The sequence below is a fragment of the Flavobacterium lipolyticum genome (assembly GCF_020905335.1).
Taxonomy (GTDB): Bacteria; Bacteroidota; Bacteroidia; order Flavobacteriales; family Flavobacteriaceae; genus Flavobacterium; species Flavobacterium lipolyticum.
In genome coordinates, this window is record NZ_JAJJMN010000001.1 from 547,182 (window position 1) to 569,543 (window position 22,362).

The window sequence follows — 22,362 nt, forward strand, 5'->3', positions numbered from 1 at the left end:
GTGGCTATACAAACAAATTATAAAACTGCATTACAACATAAAATCTTCGATATCATTTCGAAGGCATCCCGGGAACTTAACGTTGACAGTTACGTCATCGGAGGTTTTGTTCGGGATTTACTTTTAAACAGAGGTTCTAAAAAAGATATTGATGTTGTTGCTGTGGGCAGCGGTATTGAATTGGCATTAAAAGTTTCTGAATTATTGCCCAACAAACCAAAGGTACAGGTTTTTAAAACTTACGGAACCGCCATGCTTCGTTTTGAAGATACTGATATTGAATTTGTCGGAGCAAGAAAAGAATCTTACAGTTCTGACAGCCGAAATCCGGTAGTGGAGAACGGAACCCTGGAAGACGATCAAAACCGTCGCGACTTCACCATTAATGCTTTGGCTTTATCATTAAACGAAAAAAACTTCGGAGATCTTTCTGATCCTTTTAATGGTTTGTCTGATTTAGAGAACAAAGTCATCAAGACCCCTTTAGATCCGGACATCACTTATTCTGATGATCCGTTGCGCATGCTTCGTGCGATTCGTTTTGCCACACAATTGAATTTCGAAATAGAAGAAAATTCATTGAATGCCATCACAAAAAATGCCGATCGCATTAAAATTATATCAGGTGAAAGAATTGTTGACGAATTAAACAAAATTCTCTCCACTCCTAAACCTTCAACCGGCTTTTTACTATTGTACCAAACAGGACTTTTAGATTTAATTTTACCTGAATTAACAGCATTAAATCAGGTCGAAGAAATTGAAGGTCATACCCATAAAAACAACTTTTACCACACGCTGGAAGTGGTCGACAATATTTGCCCAAATACAGATGATGTCTGGTTACGCTGGGCAGCTTTATTGCACGATATTGGAAAAGCACCGACAAAACGTTTCAATAAAAAACAAGGCTGGACTTTTCACGGGCATGAGTTTTTAGGTGGTAAAATGACTAAAAAGATTTTCGAACGTCTGCACATGCCGTTGAATCACAAAATGAAATTTGTACAAAAAATGGTTATCATGAGTTCACGCCCTATTGTTTTGGCTGACGACATCGTAACCGATAGTGCAGTGCGTCGTTTGGTTTTTGATGCCGGTGAGGATGTCGAAAATCTAATGACTTTGTGTGAGGCAGATATCACCACCAAAAATCCGTCAAAGTTTAAAAAATACCATAAAAACTTCGAGCTCGTCCGCAAGAAAATCGTTGAAGTCGAAGAACGCGATCATGTTCGTAATTTTCAACCGCCCATTTCGGGTGAAGAAATTATGGAAATCTTTGATCTGAAGCCTTCAAGAGAAATCGGAATTTTGAAAGAAGCTGTAAAAGAAGCAATTCTTGAAGGTGACATTCCAAATGAGTATCAGGCTGCTTATGATTTTGTGATTAAAAGAGCTGAAAAATTAGGCTTAAAAAAAGTATAAAGAATTAAGTATTATTTTATAAAATGAAAAAAGAAAATAAATCAGTAATCATCTGGTTGCTATCGGGTTGTGCTTTATTGTTTTTAATGGTTGTCGTTGGCGGAATTACCCGTCTGACCAATTCAGGTTTATCCATGACCGACTGGCATTTGGTAACAGATACTTTTCCTCCACTGACAGAAGCAAAATGGAATGAAGCATTTGAACAATACAAGAAATTCCCAGAATACCAAAAAATTAATATTCACAACGATTTTCAGCTTTCAGATTATAAATTCATCTATTTCTGGGAATGGTTCCACCGCTTCATTGGACGCATCATCGGACTGGTTTTCTTTGTTCCTTTTGTTTATTTTTTAATTCGAAAAAAACTCGATCGTCCAACCATAAACAAATGTATTGTTCTTCTGGCAATGGGAGGTTTTCAGGGGTTCTTAGGATGGTTTATGGTGCGCAGCGGATTAATCGACAATCCGGATGTTAGTCATTTCAGACTTTCTCTTCATCTTACTTTTGCCTTTATTACTTTTGCATATACACTTTGGGTTGCCTTAGATTTAATTTATCCGGAACGCAATGTTTATAAAATAATTCCGCTTCGTAATATCGCAAGAATTGCTCTTGTCGCTTTACTGATTCAAATTATTTACGGCGGATTTGTAGCAGGTCTTAATGCCGGTTTAATACACAATCACTGGCCTTTAATGAGTGACGGACAATTTATTCACGATTCGGTTTTTATTGAACAACCAACTTTGGTTAAAAACTTAATCGAAGGAAAAAGCGGAGTTCAGTTTGTGCATAGAACTTTTGCTTATGTAGTAGTAGCGCTTATCCTTTTCTTATATTACAAAGGAACTCGATTTTCTCTAACCAGAAATCAGTCTAAGGGAATCGACGTTCTTCTTGTTTTTGTTTTCATTCAGTTCTTACTGGGCGTTTTTACACTTTTATACAGCGTTCCTTTAGCTTTAGGATTAATTCATCAAATTATGGCTTTTTTCCTTTTGAGTGCCATGACCTACACTTTGCACCGATTGAGTAAATAATAACTTAAATTATATAGAAAGAGCTGGAAAATTCCAGCTCTTTTTTATTTAGAATATGGCCCGAACTCAAGGCTCTCTATATTTGATAACCTTTTTTTTAAAGCGGATTAAAATCCGCTCCTACAAAATGCGTCGAGCCAATGGCTCTTTGTCTTAACTATTAAAACTGTTCAGGCACATTATAAAATTCCGAAGGAATGACCAATATTGTAGCAATGGATTTTAATCCATTGAAAAATAAATTCAACCCACAAAAAAGTTCCATAGGAACGATACATGTATTAAATAAGTTTACCCCAGCCAGTTTTTAAAGTCCTGTACTTTCTCGCGGCTCACAATTACCTCATCCTCTTTATAAGTAGGTAAAATTACCTTTAGCCGTGAATTGGTATATACCTGAATTTCTTTTATCGCGGTAAGCGGAACAATGAATTTTCGGCTAACGCGAAAGAAATCTTTTTTATCGATTTCCTGCTCCAGGATTTCCAAAGTCGAATCAATTAAATAATTTCGATTATCAAAAGTATGAATATAGGTTCCTTTATTTTCACTAAAGAAACACTCAATTTCGTCTGTGGTAATAACCTTTAAGTGCTGTCCGATTTTAACTGTAAATCGTTTTTTATAATTCTTTTCAAAGGGGTTTGACAACATTTGACGAATTTGTTCAAAATCAAGTTGCAAATTTGAATTTTCTGAACTTGTTTTTGGTAATCTGGTTCTGAATTTTGCAACAGCAACTTCCAGATCATCTTCATCAATGGGTTTTAAAAGATAATCGATACTGTTTAATTTAAATGCTTTTAAAGCATATTCATCATAAGCCGTGGTAAAAATAATGGCGCTCTGAATATTTATTTTTTCGAAAATTTCAAACGATAAACCATCAGACAATTGAATATCCAGAAATATGAGATCCGGATGTTCGTTATTTTCAAACCAATAAACGGATTCTTCAACAGAATGTAACATGGTCTTTACAGCAATATCTAACTTTTCGAGTTTTCGTTGTAGTAATCTTGCCGCCGGTTTTTCGTCTTCTATAATTAATGTGGTCATTTTGTAAGATGCAAAAATTAAAAATTCAGTTTAAAATTACTTCCATTTATTTTTATTTTCAGCCTCTTTCTTCATTATTTTTTGAATTTTCTTTTGCTCCCAATCCCTATTGAAAAAAACATCAGGGCCAAAAACGGAAATTCCATGAATCACTAAAGCAATCCCCCAAAAAAATGCAGTCGAGTAAATTTCCCAATCACGGAATCCTCTAATGACAAAATGATCTCCTATATAACTTTGATTCAGACTTGAAACAATGATGATAATGTTCACCAATATATAAACTCTTAAATGCGAATAAAAGCCTTTAATTCTTTTTACTTTTTTATATGCCAAATTGAAACTTTCGTCTGTACTAAACTCATGTGAATACTCTTCGTACATCTGTCTTCTAAACTGTCCCATATTATTTTGATTTAAAAATTATTGCCATTTTTTATTATTGTTCTGTGCCTCTCTCTCCATATACTTTTGGATCTTTTTTTGTTCCCATTCACTGCTGAAAAAAATATCAGGGCCAAATACGGTAAAAGCATGAATGCCTAAAGCTACTCCCCAGCATATCGCTGTCGAATAGGTACGCCAGTCTAACAATCCGTTTTCATAAACACTATGGCTGAAATAATCTCTGTTTAAATTAGAAACTATAATAATGGCATTCACAATCAAATACACTTTTAAGTGCGTGTAAAAACCTTTGATTTTTTTCACTTTTCTGTAGGCTAAATTATAGTTTTCGTCTGTACTAATTTCATCCCTGAAAGCTTCATACCTGTCTCTTCTATATCGTCTCATTTTACTATAATCATTGCCATTTATTTTTATTCTCTCTCTCTTTTTCCATCAGTTCTTTGATCTTTTTCTCTTCCCAGTCTTTTCCGAGAACCGGAAACACTTTAAAGACTTTCAAACCGTGAAAAACCACTCCAACTCCCCACCACATTAAGGGCCAGTAAAACCATAAATGTCTTGGTGATGTATAAAGATTGATAAAAATCAGAACCAGATTTACAATAACGTATGCCGTTAGATTGCCATAGAAACCTTTGATTTCCTCCACTCTCTTTTTTGCGAGGTAATATTTATCCTCTTCATTCAAATCTACTTCCATGATTACTCCCATTTTTGTTTTTTTTCCTTTTTCTCTAAAATGCTTTTCATTTTACGCTCTTCCCATTCTTCTCCAAAAATTTTAAAAGAAGCGAATATCTCTATTGCCGATACTACAAAAACAGTAGTCCAAATACACATGACAAATCCGTTCAGATATTGTACAGGAAAAATATTAAGCGGAAGCCCAAAATAATCTTTTAAAATATAAAGTATAAGACCTGCACTATAGAAAATCACATGAGTGTAAAAAGCCTTTAACTTCACCACCTTTTTACTTGCCATCTTTTGAAGTTCAAAATCTTCCTGTTCTTTATTAAAATTAGTTTCCATAATTATTTTTAGATTTGCTGGTTCTTTCTTTTTCCAAAATTTCTTTGATTTTCTTCTCCTCCCAGTCTTTACTGAAAAATGGCGGGATATCAAACACTGTCAGTCCATGAATGACTACTCCTACTCCCCAACCCAAAACGCACCAGACAAACCATAAATATTCGGGCGAGGTTATAAGATTTACGGCTATCACAATAATGTTTACCAGTATAAAAACCGCCAGGTGCTCGTAAAACTCTCTAATTTCTTTTACTTTTTTCTTGGCCTGATAAAAACGTTCTGCTTCAATAAAATCCTTTTCCATGGCTACTTCCAGTTTTTTTGTTTGTTTTCCCGTTCCAGAATCTCTCTTATTTTTCGTTCTTCCCAATCTGAGCTGTACCCAAATACTTTAAAAGCATGCATGACAACCCCAAACCCCCAGCCTAAAGCCGAGAACCAAAACCACTGAAATCCAGGAGAATACCTCAAATTTATAAAAATTAAAAATGGTATCACACAACAATATGAAATTACGTTACCGTAAAAACCTTTTAGTTCTTCTACTCTTTTCTTAGCTCTGAAATAAGCTTTATTTTCGTCGCTATATTCTGCACTTGTTTCCATGACTGTAATTTGTTTGGTTAAAATTGGAATTTTAACGGTGAAATTTTCTTCGTTTTGTTCAATCAGAACTTTTCTGTTAGTTACAATTGAATATCGGTTCACAATGTTCTGCAATCCTACTCCCTGCCTGTCCTGCAAAACTTCTTTCTTCTGAAAATCATTTTGTATCGCCAGATAATCTCCCTCTACAAAAATCCTGATATGCAAAGGTTTTTGCTCGCTAACGATATTGTGTTTTACTGTATTCTCTAATAAAAGCTGCAAGGATAGCGGAACTACTTTTGCATCGGGATTGATATTGCTCGTTGGTAATTCATAAAACAAACTGTTCTCGAATCGCATTTTAAGCAAATTCATATAGGTTTTAGCAAACGACAGTTCATCTTCAACAGAAACCAGCTCCTTGTCTTTTTGCTCTAAAACGTAGCGATAGATTTTAGATAAAGAGGTCGTAAATCGTTGTGCATTATCCGGATTTTCTTCGATTAAAGAACTAAGAACGTTTAAACTGTTAAAAAGAAAATGCGGGTCTATTTGATTTTTTAAACTTTCGAATTTTGCATTGGCCGTTCCTGCAATAATCTTTTGCTGTGTTACTTCAAATTTGGATGCCTGTTTCCACTTCACCATAAAGCTTCGGGCCTGCATGAAAGTTGATACTCCGAGAGACAGAATCACATAAAAAAGGTGTGCCCAAATCATTCTTTCACTAAAAAACTGATCCGGCGGAAGGTCCTGAACAAATACACAAACAACATAATTGATTCCCAAAACAACCGGAACGGTATACAATATGGTAATCAAAATTCCGTAGTACACCCTTAGATTGGTTTGTTCCAGCCAATCCCATTTTTTATCTAAAAGAACGTTAATAAATCCGTTACCAAAGCCCAATCCAAAAGAGTAAAGGCAGCTTATCCCGAAGGTTAGTAATACATTTTCAATATTTAAATCGGTACCAAGAAAGGCACAGAATAAAATGGTAAAGACCATAGAAATCTTGAAACACATAATTGTTCCACTTTTTAAATCAGCAAATGAGTTTCTATGATCTTTCATTCTATTCTGTTGGTATTAAATTTATTTTTTACAATTCTTTTGTGTTTCCAAAGCTCTTTCTAGTCCCCATTTTGGAGAAAAAGGTGTCGCTGGTTTAAAAGTAGCAAAAAGTTCGACAGCTTTATCCACTTGTGCACATAACGGTTTGGTATCAACCCCTGACCATTTTGCTCCTCCAATCTGATAATCCGCTTCACCAAAAACAATTCTCGGATTATTCGGGTCTATCGCTTTTCCTTTTGCATAAGCTTCCATCACCTTAGCCGAATATTTCATTCCGTTTGTCATTGGATCAGCTACTACCCAGGCTGTATAGATTAAAGCCTGCATCGCATAAAGCTCGGCATTATTTTGATCTTTAATAAATTCTGTATCCAGTGCATCTTGCGCTTTCGTCAGCAACAAATCGATTTTCGTTTTATCTTTTTCAGAAAATGCTGCTGTAGTATTGATTAAGGCTACATAGTAATTTGGCAAATAACTGTTTTTTTCTGCTGCAGCAATTCTCTCAAACATAGCCGAAGCTTCCGTATTTTTTCCTTCTTTCCAAAGCCCGAAAGCTTTTCCCATTCCTTGTTCAAATTGTGTTTGTGCCGAAGTTAGCAATACGGTAAATAATGCGATTGTGGTAATAATTCTTTTCATTTTGATAGTGTTAAATTGGTTACTGTTTTTAGTTTTAGATGTTTTAAAATACGATGTTAACTTTTGAATCGTTGTTTACGCTAAATTTAGCATCGTTATAGATTGGAGGTCCCATAAATCCTTTGGCATTATTCGAACAGGCATAATCTTCAGAAGGAATTCCCATCATATTGCGGTCCAGTTTTCCGTTGCTGTTTTCGTCATGATAAGTCGAGATTCCGTATTCTCCTTTGGGAACCCCAACAAAAGTTACCGTAGCTTCATTATTTTTAATTTCGGAAACTATGCTTTTGTAAGTCGTTTTAAGAAATGTTGTATCGGAATTGTACAAACCTACTCTAACAGTTCCTTTATTGTTTTTCAAACCTGAAACAGCAACTGTAAGGTTTACATTCTGCGCAGATAACAAACTGCAGATAAACAGCATAAGTAAAGTGATAATTTTGACCATGATTTCTTTTTTTAAGGTTCTAAATGACTAAAACTCTGATTTTTTCTGATGATGATTAAAACTCTTTTTTTTTTAGGTTCAAAGATTCAGGGTGACAAAAGGCTCAAAGGTTTTGATTTTGTAATTCTTAACCTCTCTCTCTATTCCTTTTAATTTATACTTCAAAAGTATATCGGATTTTATTCTTTTAAAATTAAATGATACCGAGTTGTTGATTTTGATGACTGAATTGTTTTTTTTTGAGGTACTAAGGTTCTGAGAGACTAAGGTACTAAGGTTTCTTCTAAATAGCTCAGTGTCATAAGTATCTTAGTACCTTAGTCTCTCAGAACCTCAGCAACTTAGAGATTCTTCAACTGATTCTCATTCTTATTCTGACTAATGGTCCAGAAGAAACCAACGAAGAAAAAGCGATCGGCGGTTGGTATCACGGCTTGTCTGTTGTAAACTCCGTTGGTATCGGGATTCCTTGCATAATCATATCCAAAAACATTTTGAGTTCCCAATACATTTGAAACAGAGAAATACAGAATTTTTTGAGTGGTTAACAAATAAGCCCAGTTGAAGCTCAAACTATTATATGCTTTTGTTCTTCCATTCATAAACTGCGTCTGATTTGGATCATTGTACGGACGTCCGGAGCTGAAACTGTTAGTAAAACCAATCTGAGATTTCCAATCGGTAATAAAATATTTGGTTACGACAGACAGGGTATGATGAGCCACAAAACTAGGAGTTACCATCGCTGGAAAATTCTTGTACTGTCTCTCTGAATCGATATAAGAATAAGAAATCCAGTACTCCAGGTTTTTATGCAGATTGCTGTCTCTCCAAAACAAATCCAATCCTTTTGCATAACCCGAACCGTTGTTGTTGAAAACCGAATTATACTGAATTTCTCTCGTATTGTATTGTACTAAATTGCTATAGTCTTTATAGTAGGCCTCTGCTCTAAAAGTTTGCCCCGGTTTGGTGAACTGATAATTTAAGATATAATGTCTCGCTTTTTCACTTTCAAACTGATGGTATTTGGAGTATTTAATATAATCAACTACTGGTGTCTGCGTAAAATCTCCGTAAGCAAATGAAAACTGACTGGTTTTTGAAATTTTATAAGCCAGAGAAGCTCTTGGTGCAATGTTGGTTTCGTTCAGCAAACTGTTATTTGAAAGTCGGAAACCTACTTTTGCAGCCAGTTTTTTCGAGAATAGAATATCTCCTTCGGTGTAAAAAGCGGCAATATTAGAATCATAGCCATTTGCCGTTTTTATAGTATTATTATCCGTAAAATTTTCATTAAACTTTGTGATGAAATAATCGGCTCCAAATGACAACTTGAAATAATTCGAGATGTTTTTTCTCAATTTTAATTTTAGCTGTGCTGCATTTTCATTGTTGTCTACATCATTAATATCAAACTTAATTTTGTTTTTGCTGTATCCGTAACTAACTCCAGATGTGAGTTGCCAACCTGTTCCAAAATCTCCTTTATAAGAGGCATTCAGATAAAAGTTATTGTTGTCCAGATCCGTTCGGATAGGATTAGCGAAATTGACATTTTTCTGATTCAAATCGAATTTCTCTGCATCAAAAGCAGCGTAGAATTTAAAAATTCCTCTCTCAAAATTATAGCGATATACAGCTTCCCCTCCCAAAGACTGATACGGATTATTCCAATCTACGTTTTGCGGAATTACAGCCTGGTAAGGTGCCAGATTAATATAATTGGTATTGATACTGAACGAGCTTTTTTTCCATTTTTGAGTATTCCCTACTCCTAAACCCACAGTCATTAAAGCAATATCCGTTTTATTCTGATCCGGTTCATCCTGAGTGTTTAGCAACAAAACACTTGATAAAGCTTCGCCATATTCTGCGGAATATCCTCCGGTTGAAAACGCAATTCCGCTAAACAAAAATGGAGAGAATCGGCTTCGGGTGGGTAAATTATTAGTCGTTGCGCCATAAGGCTGTGCTACACGAAGTCCGTCTACAAAAGTTTGTGTTTCGCTTGCCTCCCCTCCACGAACAAATAAACGTCCATCTTCGCCAACACTTTGTGTTCCCGGTAAAGTTTGTAAAGCTGCAATAATGTTTCCCGCTGATCCGGCAGTAGTCACAATATCCAGAGGTTTTAAAACTGAAACTCTTGCTTTATCACCTGATTCTAATGTTCCTGCAGTAATAACAACGGCGTCAAGTGCATTTACATTCTCTCTTAGTTTTACCGTTTGATCTTTATAATTGGTAACATCTATTTCCTGTTTGAAAGTTTCGAAAAGCAAAAAACTCACTACCAAAAATTTATTTCCTTTTTCACTGGTTTCAAATGAAAAACTACCATCTTCAGCACTTGTCGCTCCGTCATAAGTTCCGTCTATGTAAATATTAGCGCCCTGAACCGGCTTTCCTTTTTGATCAACCACTTTTCCTGAAATCGTATTCTGGGCAAAAGTAAAAATGGTAAAGAATAATAAAATAAAAGTAATTTTGGTTTTCATGATTTTGGTTTTTGATAGAGCAAATGTATTTTAACATTTCCTGTTAAAAAATATTAAATAACCCAATTGTAGAATTTTAAGGATGAGTTGTAAATATCTAATTTGTATCTTAGCTATGAATTCTAAAATCTTCACTTATGTCAGAAAGCAAAAGAATTTCAAATCTGTATCAATCCATTTATAATGGTGATCCATGGCTGGAAGTTAACTTAACCAGAACTTTAGAAAATATAACTGCCGCACAGGCCTACCGGAAGATAAATCCTAACTTAAATACCATTTGGGAAATTACCAACCATTTGATCCAATGGAGAAGAAACATTCTAAACCGTATGCAGGGAGAGACGGTAATAACGCCGGATCACAACTATTTTGTGCCTGTATTGGATCCATCAGAAGCGGCCTGGGAGCAATCACTTCAAAGTCTGGCAAAATCACAGGAAGCCTGGAGTACTTTCTTTCAGGATTTTGATGATGCCGATTTGGCTAAAATATATGTGCATAATGGTCATACTTATTATGAACATCTTCACGGAATTATTCAGCATGATGTGTATCATTTAGGACAAATTGTTATCTTGAAAAAACTTCTTTAAAAATTTTATAATGATTGATGAAAAATTAGATTACCGATGGCAGAAAATTAAAAATGGAAAACCTTTTCTTGCTATTATGAATCTTGAAATCAGTAAAAACGATAATCAAAATGAAATCATAGAAGAATACGACGGTAAAGGCTGGGGCGGAATGGGCAATTTTGTAAGCATCCCAGCTAAAGATGAACCTGGTAAAGCACATTTTAGAAATTGGAGAAAAGCAGTTATCAAGGGCCTCGAATTTGTTTTTTCTAAAACTGATACGAAATGGACTGTTAAGATAAAAAAAGTAGAAGGACTAATTGCTACAGACACAAATCCTACAATTGTAGGCTATGCCGCTATATTAGCTTTTTGCAGACAAACTAATCTGGAACTGGATTTTGATACCAGCCGCAAAATTGAAGATTTCACCTTCAAAAGCTGGGAAGTTAAAAATAGTGATATAAAAATTCCAAATTTTACAGATTTGAAATATGAAGATGATGATTTCAATGAATAACGTCTCAAAGACTTCACAATATTTTACTGTAACTTTAAATTTTTCTCTCATGAAAAAAAATCTCTTTTTACTCACATTCTTTATAGTTAATACTATCGCTCTTTCTCAGGAATCAGAAACTAAATTCGATGAAAAACTCGCTAAATCTCTGAATGCCGACGAATATGGAATGAAAAAATATGTCTTCTGCCTTTTAAAATCCGGAAGCAACACCACCGCATCCAAAGAAGAAAGCAAGAAACTGTTTGAAGGTCATATGGAAAATATTGGAAAATTAGCCAAAGAAGGAAAATTGGTTGTTGCCGGTCCTTTTATGAAAAACGATCGAAATTATCGCGGCATCTACATTTTTAATGTTGAAACCATAGAGGAAGCAAAAGCATTGGTAGCTACAGATCCTGCCATAAAAGCCAATCTGCTGGAAGCCGAATTAACCCCTTGGTACGCCACAGCAGCTTTGCAGGAAACCTTAAAAATACACGACAAAATTGCCAAGAAAAAAATATAAAAACACTTTATGAAAACCGAAAAGGAAAAAATGATTGCCGGAGAATATTATCTGGCAGGTGACCCTATTTTAGTAAAAGAACGCCGAAAAGCCAAAAACTTACTGCAGCGCTTAAACGTCACCGAATACCGAATGACCAAAAAAGCCAAGGAAATTTTAGCAGAATTGATTCCGAATGCAGGCAAGAGTTTTTATATAGAACCTCCTTTTCATTGTGACTATGGCTACAATATTTCCTGTGGCGATAACGTTTATTTTAATGTAAACTGTGTTGTTCTGGACTGTGCTCCGGTCAATATTGGTTCAAATGTGTTCTTTGCACCAAACGTTCAAATTTATACCGCCACGCATCCACTTGACGCTGAGCTCAGAAAAACACTCGAAAATGCCTTACCCATTTCTATCGGGGACGATTGCTGGATTGGCGGAAATACGGTAATCTGTCCGGGGATCACCATCGGAAAAGGTTGTGTGATTGGTGCAGGATCAGTAGTGACCAAAGATATTCCCGACAACTCACTGGCCGTTGGAAATCCGGCAAAAATTATTCGAAAATTAAATCAGGAACCCCAATAATTAAACAATGCTTACCTTAAATAAAGTTCACCATATTGCCATTTTATGCTCGGATTATCAAAAATCTAAAACATTCTATACCGAAGTTTTGGGACTTACCATTATTAGAGAAATCTATCGCGAGGAGCGTCAATCCTACAAACTCGATTTGGCTCTGAATGGTACTTATATCGTCGAATTGTTTTCGTTTCCTAATCCTCCAAAAAGGCCTTCAAGACCCGAAGCTGTCGGATTGCGTCATTTGGCTTTTGAAGTCATTAACTTAGAGGAAACCATCGCTTTTTTAAACACTAAAAATATCGAATCAGAACCTATCCGAATCGATGAGTTTACCGATAAGCGATTCACTTTTATTGCCGATCCAGACGAATTGCCTATTGAATTTTATGAAAGATAAGATGAAAACGAACAGAAAACATTTTCTTTCACTGATAACTTTAACACAATATAGGGAGCGATTTGTATTAAAAACCGAATTTGATTAACTAATTTTGTAATCCGCATAAAAAATTGCGATTTCAAAATCGATCTCTGATGAACAAAACGGCGAAAATCAAAAAAAATCATCAATTTATTGTCCTCAAAAAATTAGTTATTGTTTCCGTGTTAATTGGCTTTCTTTCTGCCTTTTTAGGAATCTCACTCAAAAAAATCACCGAATATTACGAAGAAATTTTCTTTCATGAAGTCTCCGTAAATCCTGTTTTTTATATCCTCTTCCCTGTTTTTGGATTATCCGTTATTTACTTTCTCAGACAATATCTCTTTAAGAAAAAAGAAAACAAGGGCATTAAAGAGGTTTTCGAAAGCACCAAATCCTCTTCCAAAAACTTGCCTTCTTATAAAATTCCGTCCCACTTCATCAACGGATTACTGACGGTTATCTTTGGAGGTTCTACCGGAATTGAGGTTTCAACCGTAGTGGCCACCGCCACCATTGGCTCTGTTGCACAACAAAAAGAAAATGTCTTTCGCCAATACAAAACCGAACTAATATGTGCAGGAGTTGCAGCAGGAGTAACCGCTTTATTCAGCAGTCCGATTGCGGGAATTTTATTTGCTTTAGAAGTAATCTCCAGAAAAGTAACACGCGCTTTTATTATTTCCAATATTATTGCCGTTTCCATTGCTTTTGGTTTACTTACTATCTTGAAAGAAGAGCCGCTATTTGCCGTATCTATTACCACCTGGCATTTAAAAGCCATTCCTTACTTCATTCTTTTAGGAATTCTGGCCGGAGTAAATTCTGTTTATCTGACCCGTTGCGTTTTATTTTTTAAATCTCAATTCTCACGAATCGATACGCATTATTATAAAATTTTAATTGGTTCAGTGGTTTTAAGTATTTCTCTTTTTATTTTCCCTCAATTGTATGGAGAAGGATATCACGCTATAAAAGGAATATTCACCACTACTTCTGAAATTCCATTAACACTGACTTTATCACTAACCTTTATTGGTATATTAATTCTAAAACCAATCGTTACCTCAATCACATTGGCTTCCGGAGGCGATGGCGGTGTATTTGCTCCAAGCTTGTTCATTGGTGCTTTTTTAGGATTACTATTGGCCTCTGTATTGAATACCTTTTTTCATGTACACGTAATTCCGGTAAACTTTATGATTATTGGTATGGCAGCTGTATTAAGCGCCAGCATCCACGCTCCTTTTACAGCAATATTCTTAGTCTGTGGCTTAACCAACGATTATACTCTATTTCTGCCTATTCTCGTAGTTTGCCTGATTTCTAAATATACTGCAAAAATGATATATCCTTACACTGTATATTCTTATTCTCCCAGCATTTCAAAATAATACATCATGCCCGTTCCCAACATAAAAAGAGGTTACCGCAAAACACGTTATATCCTTTACAAAGAAACTTTAATTGACTACAAAGAACATTTTTGGTCATTTCTGGGATCTTTTGTCGGAATTGGAATTTTGGCTTATCTGGAGTCGATACATTTTGGAGGAAGTGACCTTGTGTATCTTATTGGTTCATTTGGCGCTTCAAGTGTTTTGATTTACGGAATCATACAAAGTCCGTTTTCACAACCCCGAAATTTAATTGGCGGTCATTTGATTTCAGCAATTATTGGGGTTTCTGTAAATAAATTAGTTCCGGATATTGTCTGGATCGCGGCACCTTTGGCGGTATCTCTTTCTATTATTTTCATGCAGATTACCAAAACACTTCACCCACCCGGAGGAGCCACTGCCCTTATCGCTGTCACCGCTTCCCCGCAAATAAAAAATCTAGGGTATATGTATGTGCTGTCTCCTGTGTTAGTTGGAGTGTTGATTTTATTTGTGACCGCTTTGATTTTCAACAACATGACTTCCAGCAGAATTTACCCAAGTCATAGCACCTACCACAAACACTACCATAAGATTAGAAAACGTCTGAGTAGAAAGGGATAATAAGAGTTACCAATCTTTCTCTTAAAGGAAAGAAAAATATTTTCAACAATTCGTAAATCAAAATTCGTAAATCGTTAATTATACTTTACCTTTGCCCTTTCAATAAAAACAACGATTATGGTTTATAAATTTAGAGTAATTCTAGACGCCGAAGAAGATATTTTTAGAGACATTGCTATTCTTGAAGACGATACTCTTGAGGATTTACACAATGCTATCTTCAACGCTTTTGGTTTTGACGGAATGGAAGTGGCTTCGTTTTATACTTGTGATGAAACCTGGAATCAGGAAGATGAAATTCCACTTTTTGATACTGGTGACGTTCCCGGTGAGCAAAGAACGATGGGCGATTATCCGTTATCTTCTATTTTAGACGAACAAAATACCAAAATTATCTATGTATATGATTTCATCAATATGTGGACATTCTTAGTTGAATTAGCTGCTATTGAAGATCAAATCGCAGGAGCTCCATATCCTGAAACATTATTTTCACATGGAGAAATGCCGGACGAAGCTACAGAAAAGAACTTTGAAGCCGACATGCACGACGATATCTACGGAGAATTTGAAGACGATCTTGATGAAGATGATCTTGACATGTTCGAAGGCGATGACAGCTTTGAAGATTACGGATTTGAGGAAAATTGGAATTAGTGTAAGTTACTAAGGTTCTGAGGCGCTAAGGTTCTAAGGTTTTTACTTTGAAAGTTTTTTCTTATTTTTAATTTTTCAAATTAAAAATATTTTCATGAGTAATTTTAAAAATCTGCTTATCTGGCAAAAATCAATGGCTCTCACTACCAAAATTTATTTTTCAACAAAACATTTTCCAAAAGAAGAAATCTTCGGATTGACTTCACAAATTAGGCGTTGCTCCATCTCTATCCCCAGCAATATTGCAGAGGGATTTGGAAGAGAAAGTGACAAAGATCTTTTACGTTTTTTGAGTATTTCCGTTGGGTCATTGTTTGAAATGCAAACCCAACTTGAAATTGCAAAAAACATATCTTATTTAAAAGAAGACGATTTTAACAATCTATACGAGGACAGTCGCGAAGTAGAACGGATGTTAGTTTCTTTTATAAAAAAAATAAAACAAAGAAACTAAACCTTAGTAACTTAGCATCTAAGAACCTCAGCACCTAAAAAAATATGATCAACTTATTCAACACCCACATCGATACGCTTTCGATACACCGCGTAGGGAACAAAAGCAGAAACGAAGCGATTTTTTTATCGGAACAACCATTTAATTTAAATGATGAAATTGTTCCTTTGATCAAAGAGTACTTTTTTAAGCCTTTCAGAGAGAAAGAGGAAAACTATTATCAGTTTGCGCACGAAGTTGATTTAGACTACAACGACATGTTTAAATATGCTACAGAAATTTTTAGCAACCCTGGAAATTTACACGAGGTTTCAAAAAAAATTACTACGCATTTATTTGAGCAATCCAATCACCCGCATATTAAAAATGGAGAGGTTTACATCACTTATCTTACCAATCTAAGTATCGACAATAATGTTGTGGATGCTATTGGAATTTTTAAAAGCGAGTTACAAGCCGACTTTTTGCAATTTGAAGAGAAAGGAAGCAATCTTGAAATGGTCCTGCAACAAGGAATCAACTTAAGTAAATTAGATAAAGGATGTTTGATTTTTAACTATAAAAAAGAAGAAGGATACAAAATCCTAACCGTTGACAGCAACCGTTATGACGCGCGCTACTGGTTAGAGCACTTTTTATCTGTTGATGCTTTTGAAGATGAAAACTTCATCACTAAAAAATACTTAAAATTCTGCCAGAACTTCGCCAAAGATGTCGTTTTACCGGCAGAAGACAAAAAAGAAGAAGTAATGTTCATGAACCGATCTGTGAATTATTTCGCAAAAAACGATCAGTTTGAAGAACAAAATTTCTTAAACGAAGTATTAGACAATCCTGAATTAATTCCTGAATTCAAAAACTATAAAGTGGATAAAGGAGAAAAATACAGCATCGAAGATGTAACCTCATTCCCTATTGCCAACGCAGCAGTTTCAGACGCCAGAAAATCGATCAAAAACGTGATTAACCTGGACACACACATTCAGATCAAAATGGATTTTATCAATCCGGAAAGTGCTGAAAAATTTGTTGAAAAAGGCTGGGATGAAGAAAAACAAATGTATTACTACTTAGTGTATTTCAATAAAGAAGAGAAAAGCTAAGAGTCATTCATTTTCTATTACTTACTTAAAATAAAAAACGGCAACTACACTAGTAATTGCCGTTTTTTTATACTTTATTTCAAAGTCACAATACTGAAAACATCGCTTTCAGAATATCATCGTAAACCTTCTTATCGTTCTCTCCGGAGCGAGCCAACACCCTGATTCCGGTATAATTATTAAAGATAAAACGAGCCAGCATTCTTGCTTCTAATTGCGTTGAAATTTGTCCTGCCTGCTGTCCTTTTTTTACTGCTGTCAAAAAAATCTCCTCCACTGTTTGTCGGTTATCGCTCACAATTTTAGCAATCTCTTCGTCATGCATCGCGAGTTCAACAGCAGCATTTACTACAAAACACCCCTTTGTCATTCGGTCATCCAGACTTTCAATAACCGCCTGTTTAAAAATCTCAGTTAAGGTTTCTTTTATATCTTCTGATTGGTTCAAAAGGTTTCTTGTGGCTTCCTGCCCATGTTCCAGATATCTTCTTAAAGCTTTTGAAAAAAGTTTCTGTTTGTCTCCAAAAGTATCATACAAACTCGAACGACTTAACCCCAAATGCGTTACCAGATCCTGTGCCGAAGTACCGTTATATCCTTTACACCAAAAAATTTCTATCGCTTTATCCAGAGCCTTATCCTCATCAAATTCTTTTGTTCTGGCCATAACTTCATAATTAAATTCTCTTACAAAGATACGAAAAATTACGGAACGATTGTTCCGTAATTGGAGCAAAAAATTAAACCACTGTGTTTACTGTAAGCCCACCGTCTACCACAATTTCGGTTCCTGTAATAAACGAAGCATCGTCTGAGGCAAGAAAAGTTACTGTCTTAGCAATCTCGGAAGCTTTACCAAAACGTTTCAATAAAATTTTATCGCTTAACGCTGCACCAAATCCTTCGATTTCTGCTTTTTCTAATCCTAATTTTCCAAAAATAGGCGTTTCAATAGGCCCCGGTGAAATCGCATTAATTCTGATATTTCTGGGTGCCAGTTCTGTTGCAAAAACACGGTTCAAAGATAACAGAGCTGCTTTACTTGCCGCATAAACTCCTGAATTCTCCATACCAACATTGGCATTTATCGAGGTATTAAAAATAACAGAACCTCCATCGTTTAAAATAGGCAGCAACTTTTGAAGTGTAAAATAAACTCCCTTAACGTTCACATCCATAATCGAATCATAATGACTTTCTGAAGCAGATTCCAAGGGAGCAAAAGAAGCGATTCCGGCATTTAAAAACACGATATCAATTTTACCAAATTTGTCTTTCACTTCGGCAACTAAACCGTCAATTGATTTTAAATCGGATTGGTCCGATGCAATTCCGGTTACTTTCAATTCAGCTTCTGCTTTTCCTAAGGCTTCTTTGTTTCTTCCCGTCACAATTACTTTTGCACCATTTGCTGCCAAATCCGCTGCAGCCGCATACCCTATTCCACTATTACCTCCTGTTACAATGGCTACTTTATTCTCTAATTTTTTCATTTTAATTGTTTTTAAATTACTGATTCTTTGATTATTCTGACACAAAGATATCATTACGGAACGATCGTTCCGTAATTAATCGAGTTAATATTTTGTTAAATAAAAAGACTTGCTTTTAACCCTGCTGTTTATCAGCTTTTGCTCTATGCTATCATAAAGGAAAGAAATGATGAAATGCTAAAAATTCTTAATTTATGCTTAAATTTACAGTCTAAACCAATTCAGATGGATATTCATTTATACAACGAAAGTCCTTTCGAAACGATCATCTCCTTTCATAAGCTTATTGAATCTTTTGAGAAAATTGCTTTGTCGGATGTTGATTACAGGGCTAACTACGCAAAAGCCATTCTAAAACAAATAGAGGCCCTTCCGGAACTTCGAACCGGAATTAAGGACTACGCCACCATTAAAGACAATGAAGCTTTAATCAGGAATCTTTTGGCTGATATCTTCCCAACTGCTTTGACAAACAACGAAATAAAAGCGGTTACCATACCTTTTCAGAATTTATATTTCAACTATACGGAACGCTTTAAAAAGATCTTAAGCAACGCAGGATCAGAGTTTGATATGGAAATTCGCGATTTCGACGATCATCAGTTCTATGTCAACAACTGCTGCATTATTTTAGGTGCCTATTACAAACAGCGTATCGATTTTAACAACCCTTTTTTCTATGACATTCCCGATGAAAATGGAATAGAAAAGCACTATCGTATTCTGTACAATGCCGATTTCATGGAAGTTATTCCAACAGAAAAATCAATAGCTTTAACTCAGGATGATATTGACTTATTACTGGACAACTACCACGATCTTGAACTCTGGAAATCAAAATTCCCTGCCGGAAGCTGGATTTTAAAAGGTTTTGGAATTGTTTCTTTGTTCGACGCCACCACAGAAAGTGCGATTTCAAACCTGAAAAGCAACTTATTAAAATCTGATTCAAAAACAGCTGCTACAGATGAAATTGTATTCAATATTTTTAAATCGATCTTTAAAATTCCTGATTTAAAGGTGGGGTTTATTGTATACAGTCCGGAGGAAGAAAAATTTATCAGACCTGTTAAATTTGACACTCAGATGCAGAGTTTTCTACTTTCAAAAGATCAGGAAATTGATTGCAAGAATGCTTTTTTCGGATGTACCTTCGAGAAATTATTAAACGATAAAGAACCTTTGGTAATTTCTAACGTCGAAAAATTCATTGCCGAATCACATAATATAAAATTAGGGGAGCATCTGTTAAAACAAGGGATCCAAAGTTGTGTTTTTGCTCCTGTCATAAAAGACGGGCAGTTACTGGGCGTTGTTGAACTGGTTTCTTCTCAACAAAAAGCACTCAATACGATTAATGCTACCAAACTAGAACTGGTACTTCCTTATTTAACCGATACTATTGATCGTTACAATACGGATATGCAGCATCAGATTGAAGCCATTATTCAGCGCGAGTACACCACCATTCACCCAAGTGTGTACTGGAAATTCAAAAAAGAATCGCAAAACTATTTCCAAAATATCAATCATACCAAGGATTATATTTTTAAGGAAATTGTCTTTAAGAACGTATATCCACTTTACGGGCAAATTGATATCAAAGGTTCTTCCGAACATCGAAATGAAACGGTTAAGATCGACCTTAAAAATCAATTGACTGCTTTGCTGAAAATTTTCGAATCTCAGAATACAAACCACAATCTGGTCCTTCTGGAACAGCGCAAATTTGAACTGGAATCTTTTCGGGATGAGCTTGACGCTCCTTTAAAAGCAGATACCGAGCAATACATTCAGCGTTACATTGAAGAAGAAATTCATCCTCTTTTAAAGAATACAAAAGAAACACAAAAAAGCGAAAAACTGGAACGAGAATACTTTGAGAGTCTTGACGCAAAAAGCGGATTGTTTTATCAGGAGCGAAAGAAGTTCGATAATGCGATGTCTATTATCAACAAAAAACTGGCCTCGGTTCTGGACAAAAAACAACTCGAAGCGCAACAGATTTATCCACATTATTACGAACGATTTAAAACAGATGGTGTTGAGCATAACCTCTATATTGGAGCCTCTATTGCTCCAAATCAACCCTTTGATATGATGTACTTGCACAACTTGCGTTTGTGGCAGTTACAAACCTTGTGCGAAATGGAACTTGAACATCATCAGCTTAAAGAATCACTCCCGTACGAACTGGACGTGACTTCTTTAATATTAGTGTTTACTTCTCCGCTTTCGATCCGTTTCAGAATGGATGAAAAACGTTTTGATGTCGACGGAACCTACAATGCCAGATACGAAGTGGTGAAAAAACGCATCGACAAATCGAATATCAAAGGCACAAAAGACCGTATTACGGAGAAAGAGAAAATTACCATTGTGTATTCTCAAAACAGTGAGGAAGCTGAATATTTAAAATACATCAAATACTTACAGCACAAAAAAATTCTCGAACCTTCAATCGAACAATTTGAAGTTGAAGACCTTCAGGGAGTTTCGGGTCTAAGAGCCATTCGTGTTAAAGTAATCAATAACAATACAAATCCCGTAGCGAAAAAAATTACCTATCAGGACTTATTAGATGAGCTCAACTAATTTTTAGTTGAGCTTTTATATGGATTTAAACGCAATTACAAAAGAGATTACGGTAACAATGATACCGATCATAAAAAGATTGTAAGCAATACGCAGTAAATTATATTTGCGCTGTAACACTAATCCTAAATAATACAAATCTTTTATCATGGTAGAATACAGATAATCTTTATCCTTCATCATTTCGTTCATCGCCCAGTCATATTCTTCAAGAGGCATTTTGTAGAAGTTCCCAAAGAATAATAAATTAATTTTCTTGGCTTCGATATCCTCACGTGTAAAAATACCGGTTGTTACTTTTGGTCGTGTAGATAAAATCGCAAAAATAATGGTCACCACACTTGAAATCAGCATGATAAAAGTGGGAACAACCAAATGCGCGTTCTTCGGACTGTCTAATTTAGGGATAATCGTAGAAAGTGCAATCGAAATGATAATAGCATTTACAGACAATAAAATATTCGCTTTACTATCGGCAATTCCGCTTAAACGCGTATGATTCCCCAAGGTAACACGAAACAAGGTGTCGATACCACGATCCGGTTTTTCGATTTTATCTCTCTTTCTATTCTCTTCTTCGATTTTTTCGGCCTCTTTTTTTTCCTGCTTTTCAATCTTTTTCTGAACCATTAACAGATTTTTCTCTTTTAAAGGCTGCCATTTTCTAAGCGCATAATCCGTATAAAAACGGTGCTTGTTCATTAGAAAATTCAGATTTTCTTTTGCCCATTCGGCATTTGAAAAGTTTAAATTCCAGGTATTCTTTAATTCAATACGCAATAATTCGCAAGTCGTTGCATACTCAGTCCCCATAAGGTGAGCAAAATCGGCATCCTTGATTATTTTCTCCAAATGTGTTTTCGGAGTATACTCTTTTACCGTGGCCAGAATCAAACCGGAAACCTGTGTTATGAATTCATCCGACAGTCCCTTTTCCTTCAAAAAAGCCGTAGCAATTTTCACACTCTCTTCTTCATGTTTTTCATAACCATTAATGTACCCGCTATCATGAAACCAGGCTGCCACTAAAAGTGCTTCCTTCTCTTCGGCCGTAACATCTTCCTTTTTGCAAAGCTCTTTTACAGCATTTACGACCGTTAAAGTATGGTTGAAATTATGATAAGAATATAAATTAGAAAGTTTATCTTTGAGTAAATTACTAACAAAATCTTCGGATTGTTCTATTAAATTCATAAAGAATATTTTTACACCA

Annotated in this window: 26 protein-coding genes; 13 read left to right on the forward strand and 13 right to left on the reverse strand. The window is 35.4% G+C overall.

The window, feature by feature from the left end; genetic code table 11:
* Both LNQ34_RS02295 and LNQ34_RS02300 read left to right on the forward strand, forming a co-directional pair.
* Positions 1 to 1,428 carry a CCA tRNA nucleotidyltransferase gene (locus LNQ34_RS02295; RefSeq protein WP_229998551.1) on the forward strand — a complete coding sequence of 476 codons (1,428 nt, stop codon included), beginning with the start codon at positions 1 to 3 and terminating at the stop codon, positions 1,426 to 1,428.
* A gap of 23 nt (positions 1,429 to 1,451) precedes the next feature.
* On the forward strand, positions 1,452 to 2,477 hold the full coding sequence (locus LNQ34_RS02300) for a COX15/CtaA family protein (RefSeq protein WP_202700818.1): 1,026 nt from the start codon (positions 1,452 to 1,454) through the stop codon (positions 2,475 to 2,477).
* 291 nt (positions 2,478 to 2,768) lie between these two features.
* Here the strand turns inward: LNQ34_RS02300 and LNQ34_RS02305 are convergent, their stop codons facing one another.
* From LNQ34_RS02305 to LNQ34_RS02350, 10 genes are all read right to left on the reverse strand, one after another.
* The gene (locus tag LNQ34_RS02305) at positions 2,769 to 3,536 is read right to left on the reverse strand and encodes a LytR/AlgR family response regulator transcription factor (protein ID WP_202700819.1); all 768 of its coding nucleotides are present in this window, start codon (positions 3,534 to 3,536) and stop codon (positions 2,769 to 2,771) included.
* Positions 3,537 to 3,572: 36 nt separating this feature from the next.
* On the reverse strand, positions 3,573 to 3,941 hold the full coding sequence (locus LNQ34_RS02310) for a 2TM domain-containing protein (RefSeq protein WP_017495242.1): 369 nt from the start codon (positions 3,939 to 3,941) through the stop codon (positions 3,573 to 3,575).
* An 18-nt stretch (positions 3,942 to 3,959) separates the two neighbouring features.
* The gene (locus LNQ34_RS02315) at positions 3,960 to 4,331 is read right to left on the reverse strand and encodes a 2TM domain-containing protein (RefSeq protein WP_229998552.1); all 372 of its coding nucleotides are present in this window, start codon (positions 4,329 to 4,331) and stop codon (positions 3,960 to 3,962) included.
* Positions 4,332 to 4,341: 10 nt separating this feature from the next.
* Positions 4,342 to 4,647 (reverse strand): 2TM domain-containing protein, encoded by a 306-nt coding sequence (locus LNQ34_RS02320; RefSeq protein ID WP_229998553.1) that lies wholly within the window; start codon positions 4,645 to 4,647, stop codon positions 4,342 to 4,344.
* Between the two features lie 2 nt (positions 4,648 to 4,649).
* Entirely contained in the window at positions 4,650 to 4,979 is a 330-nt protein-coding gene (locus LNQ34_RS02325; protein ID WP_202700822.1) for a 2TM domain-containing protein, read from the reverse strand.
* Positions 4,969 to 5,283: a 2TM domain-containing protein gene (locus LNQ34_RS02330; RefSeq protein WP_202700823.1), complete on the reverse strand. Its 315-nt coding sequence runs from the start codon at positions 5,281 to 5,283 to the stop codon at positions 4,969 to 4,971. The genes LNQ34_RS02325 and LNQ34_RS02330 overlap by 11 nt, the downstream gene beginning before the upstream one ends.
* Before the next feature lie 2 nt (positions 5,284 to 5,285).
* Positions 5,286 to 6,644, reverse strand: coding sequence for a 2TM domain-containing protein (locus LNQ34_RS02335; RefSeq protein WP_229998554.1), 1,359 nt, complete (start codon positions 6,642 to 6,644; stop codon positions 5,286 to 5,288).
* A 21-nt stretch (positions 6,645 to 6,665) separates the two neighbouring features.
* Entirely contained in the window at positions 6,666 to 7,289 is a 624-nt protein-coding gene (locus LNQ34_RS02340) for a hypothetical protein (RefSeq protein WP_202700825.1), read from the reverse strand.
* 43 nt (positions 7,290 to 7,332) lie between these two features.
* Positions 7,333 to 7,740, reverse strand: a complete 408-nt coding sequence (locus LNQ34_RS02345) for a DUF2141 domain-containing protein (RefSeq protein WP_202700826.1) — start codon at positions 7,738 to 7,740, stop codon at positions 7,333 to 7,335.
* A 341-nt stretch (positions 7,741 to 8,081) separates the two neighbouring features.
* Entirely contained in the window at positions 8,082 to 10,241 is a 2,160-nt protein-coding gene (locus tag LNQ34_RS02350; RefSeq protein WP_229998555.1) for a TonB-dependent receptor, read from the reverse strand.
* A gap of 137 nt (positions 10,242 to 10,378) precedes the next feature.
* Between LNQ34_RS02350 and LNQ34_RS02355 the strand changes: the two genes are divergently transcribed.
* The 10 genes from LNQ34_RS02355 (at position 10,379) to LNQ34_RS02400 (ending at position 17,061) form a co-directional block, all read left to right on the forward strand.
* Positions 10,379 to 10,837, forward strand: a complete 459-nt coding sequence (locus tag LNQ34_RS02355; protein ID WP_229998556.1) for a DinB family protein — start codon at positions 10,379 to 10,381, stop codon at positions 10,835 to 10,837.
* A gap of 10 nt (positions 10,838 to 10,847) precedes the next feature.
* Positions 10,848 to 11,339 (forward strand): hypothetical protein, encoded by a 492-nt coding sequence (locus LNQ34_RS02360; protein ID WP_229998557.1) that lies wholly within the window; start codon positions 10,848 to 10,850, stop codon positions 11,337 to 11,339.
* A 49-nt stretch (positions 11,340 to 11,388) separates the two neighbouring features.
* Positions 11,389 to 11,847 (forward strand): YciI family protein, encoded by a 459-nt coding sequence (locus LNQ34_RS02365; protein ID WP_202700830.1) that lies wholly within the window; start codon positions 11,389 to 11,391, stop codon positions 11,845 to 11,847.
* 9 nt (positions 11,848 to 11,856) lie between these two features.
* On the forward strand, positions 11,857 to 12,423 hold the full coding sequence (locus tag LNQ34_RS02370) for a sugar O-acetyltransferase (RefSeq protein ID WP_229998558.1): 567 nt from the start codon (positions 11,857 to 11,859) through the stop codon (positions 12,421 to 12,423).
* A 7-nt stretch (positions 12,424 to 12,430) separates the two neighbouring features.
* Positions 12,431 to 12,820, forward strand: a complete 390-nt coding sequence (gene gloA2 / locus LNQ34_RS02375) for an SMU1112c/YaeR family gloxylase I-like metalloprotein (protein WP_229998559.1) — start codon at positions 12,431 to 12,433, stop codon at positions 12,818 to 12,820.
* A gap of 137 nt (positions 12,821 to 12,957) precedes the next feature.
* A complete protein-coding gene (locus LNQ34_RS02380) occupies positions 12,958 to 14,238 on the forward strand; it encodes a chloride channel protein (protein ID WP_202700833.1) in 1,281 nt (426 codons plus the stop codon).
* A gap of 6 nt (positions 14,239 to 14,244) precedes the next feature.
* The gene (locus LNQ34_RS02385) at positions 14,245 to 14,847 is read left to right on the forward strand and encodes an HPP family protein (RefSeq protein ID WP_202700834.1); all 603 of its coding nucleotides are present in this window, start codon (positions 14,245 to 14,247) and stop codon (positions 14,845 to 14,847) included.
* 117 nt (positions 14,848 to 14,964) lie between these two features.
* The gene (locus LNQ34_RS02390) at positions 14,965 to 15,504 is read left to right on the forward strand and encodes an IS1096 element passenger TnpR family protein (protein ID WP_017495227.1); all 540 of its coding nucleotides are present in this window, start codon (positions 14,965 to 14,967) and stop codon (positions 15,502 to 15,504) included.
* A 94-nt stretch (positions 15,505 to 15,598) separates the two neighbouring features.
* A complete protein-coding gene (locus LNQ34_RS02395) occupies positions 15,599 to 15,958 on the forward strand; it encodes a four helix bundle protein (RefSeq protein ID WP_202700835.1) in 360 nt (119 codons plus the stop codon).
* Positions 15,959 to 16,002: 44 nt separating this feature from the next.
* Complete coding sequence (locus tag LNQ34_RS02400; protein ID WP_202700836.1) at positions 16,003 to 17,061, forward strand: nucleoid-associated protein; 1,059 nt, start codon at positions 16,003 to 16,005, stop codon at positions 17,059 to 17,061.
* A gap of 85 nt (positions 17,062 to 17,146) precedes the next feature.
* Here the strand turns inward: LNQ34_RS02400 and LNQ34_RS02405 are convergent, their stop codons facing one another.
* Positions 17,147 to 17,728 carry a TetR/AcrR family transcriptional regulator gene (locus tag LNQ34_RS02405; protein WP_229998560.1) on the reverse strand — a complete coding sequence of 194 codons (582 nt, stop codon included), beginning with the start codon at positions 17,726 to 17,728 and terminating at the stop codon, positions 17,147 to 17,149.
* Between the two features lie 73 nt (positions 17,729 to 17,801).
* Positions 17,802 to 18,554 carry an SDR family oxidoreductase gene (locus tag LNQ34_RS02410; protein ID WP_229998561.1) on the reverse strand — a complete coding sequence of 251 codons (753 nt, stop codon included), beginning with the start codon at positions 18,552 to 18,554 and terminating at the stop codon, positions 17,802 to 17,804.
* A gap of 225 nt (positions 18,555 to 18,779) precedes the next feature.
* Here LNQ34_RS02410 and LNQ34_RS02415 point away from each other — a divergent pair, with 225 nt between their 5' ends.
* Complete coding sequence (locus LNQ34_RS02415; protein ID WP_202700839.1) at positions 18,780 to 21,149, forward strand: GAF domain-containing protein; 2,370 nt, start codon at positions 18,780 to 18,782, stop codon at positions 21,147 to 21,149.
* Positions 21,150 to 21,164: 15 nt separating this feature from the next.
* Here LNQ34_RS02415 and LNQ34_RS02420 read toward each other — a convergent pair whose 3' ends face one another.
* Positions 21,165 to 22,343 carry a Pycsar system effector family protein gene (locus LNQ34_RS02420; RefSeq protein WP_229998562.1) on the reverse strand — a complete coding sequence of 393 codons (1,179 nt, stop codon included), beginning with the start codon at positions 22,341 to 22,343 and terminating at the stop codon, positions 21,165 to 21,167.
* Between the last annotated feature and the right edge of the window lie 19 nt (positions 22,344 to 22,362).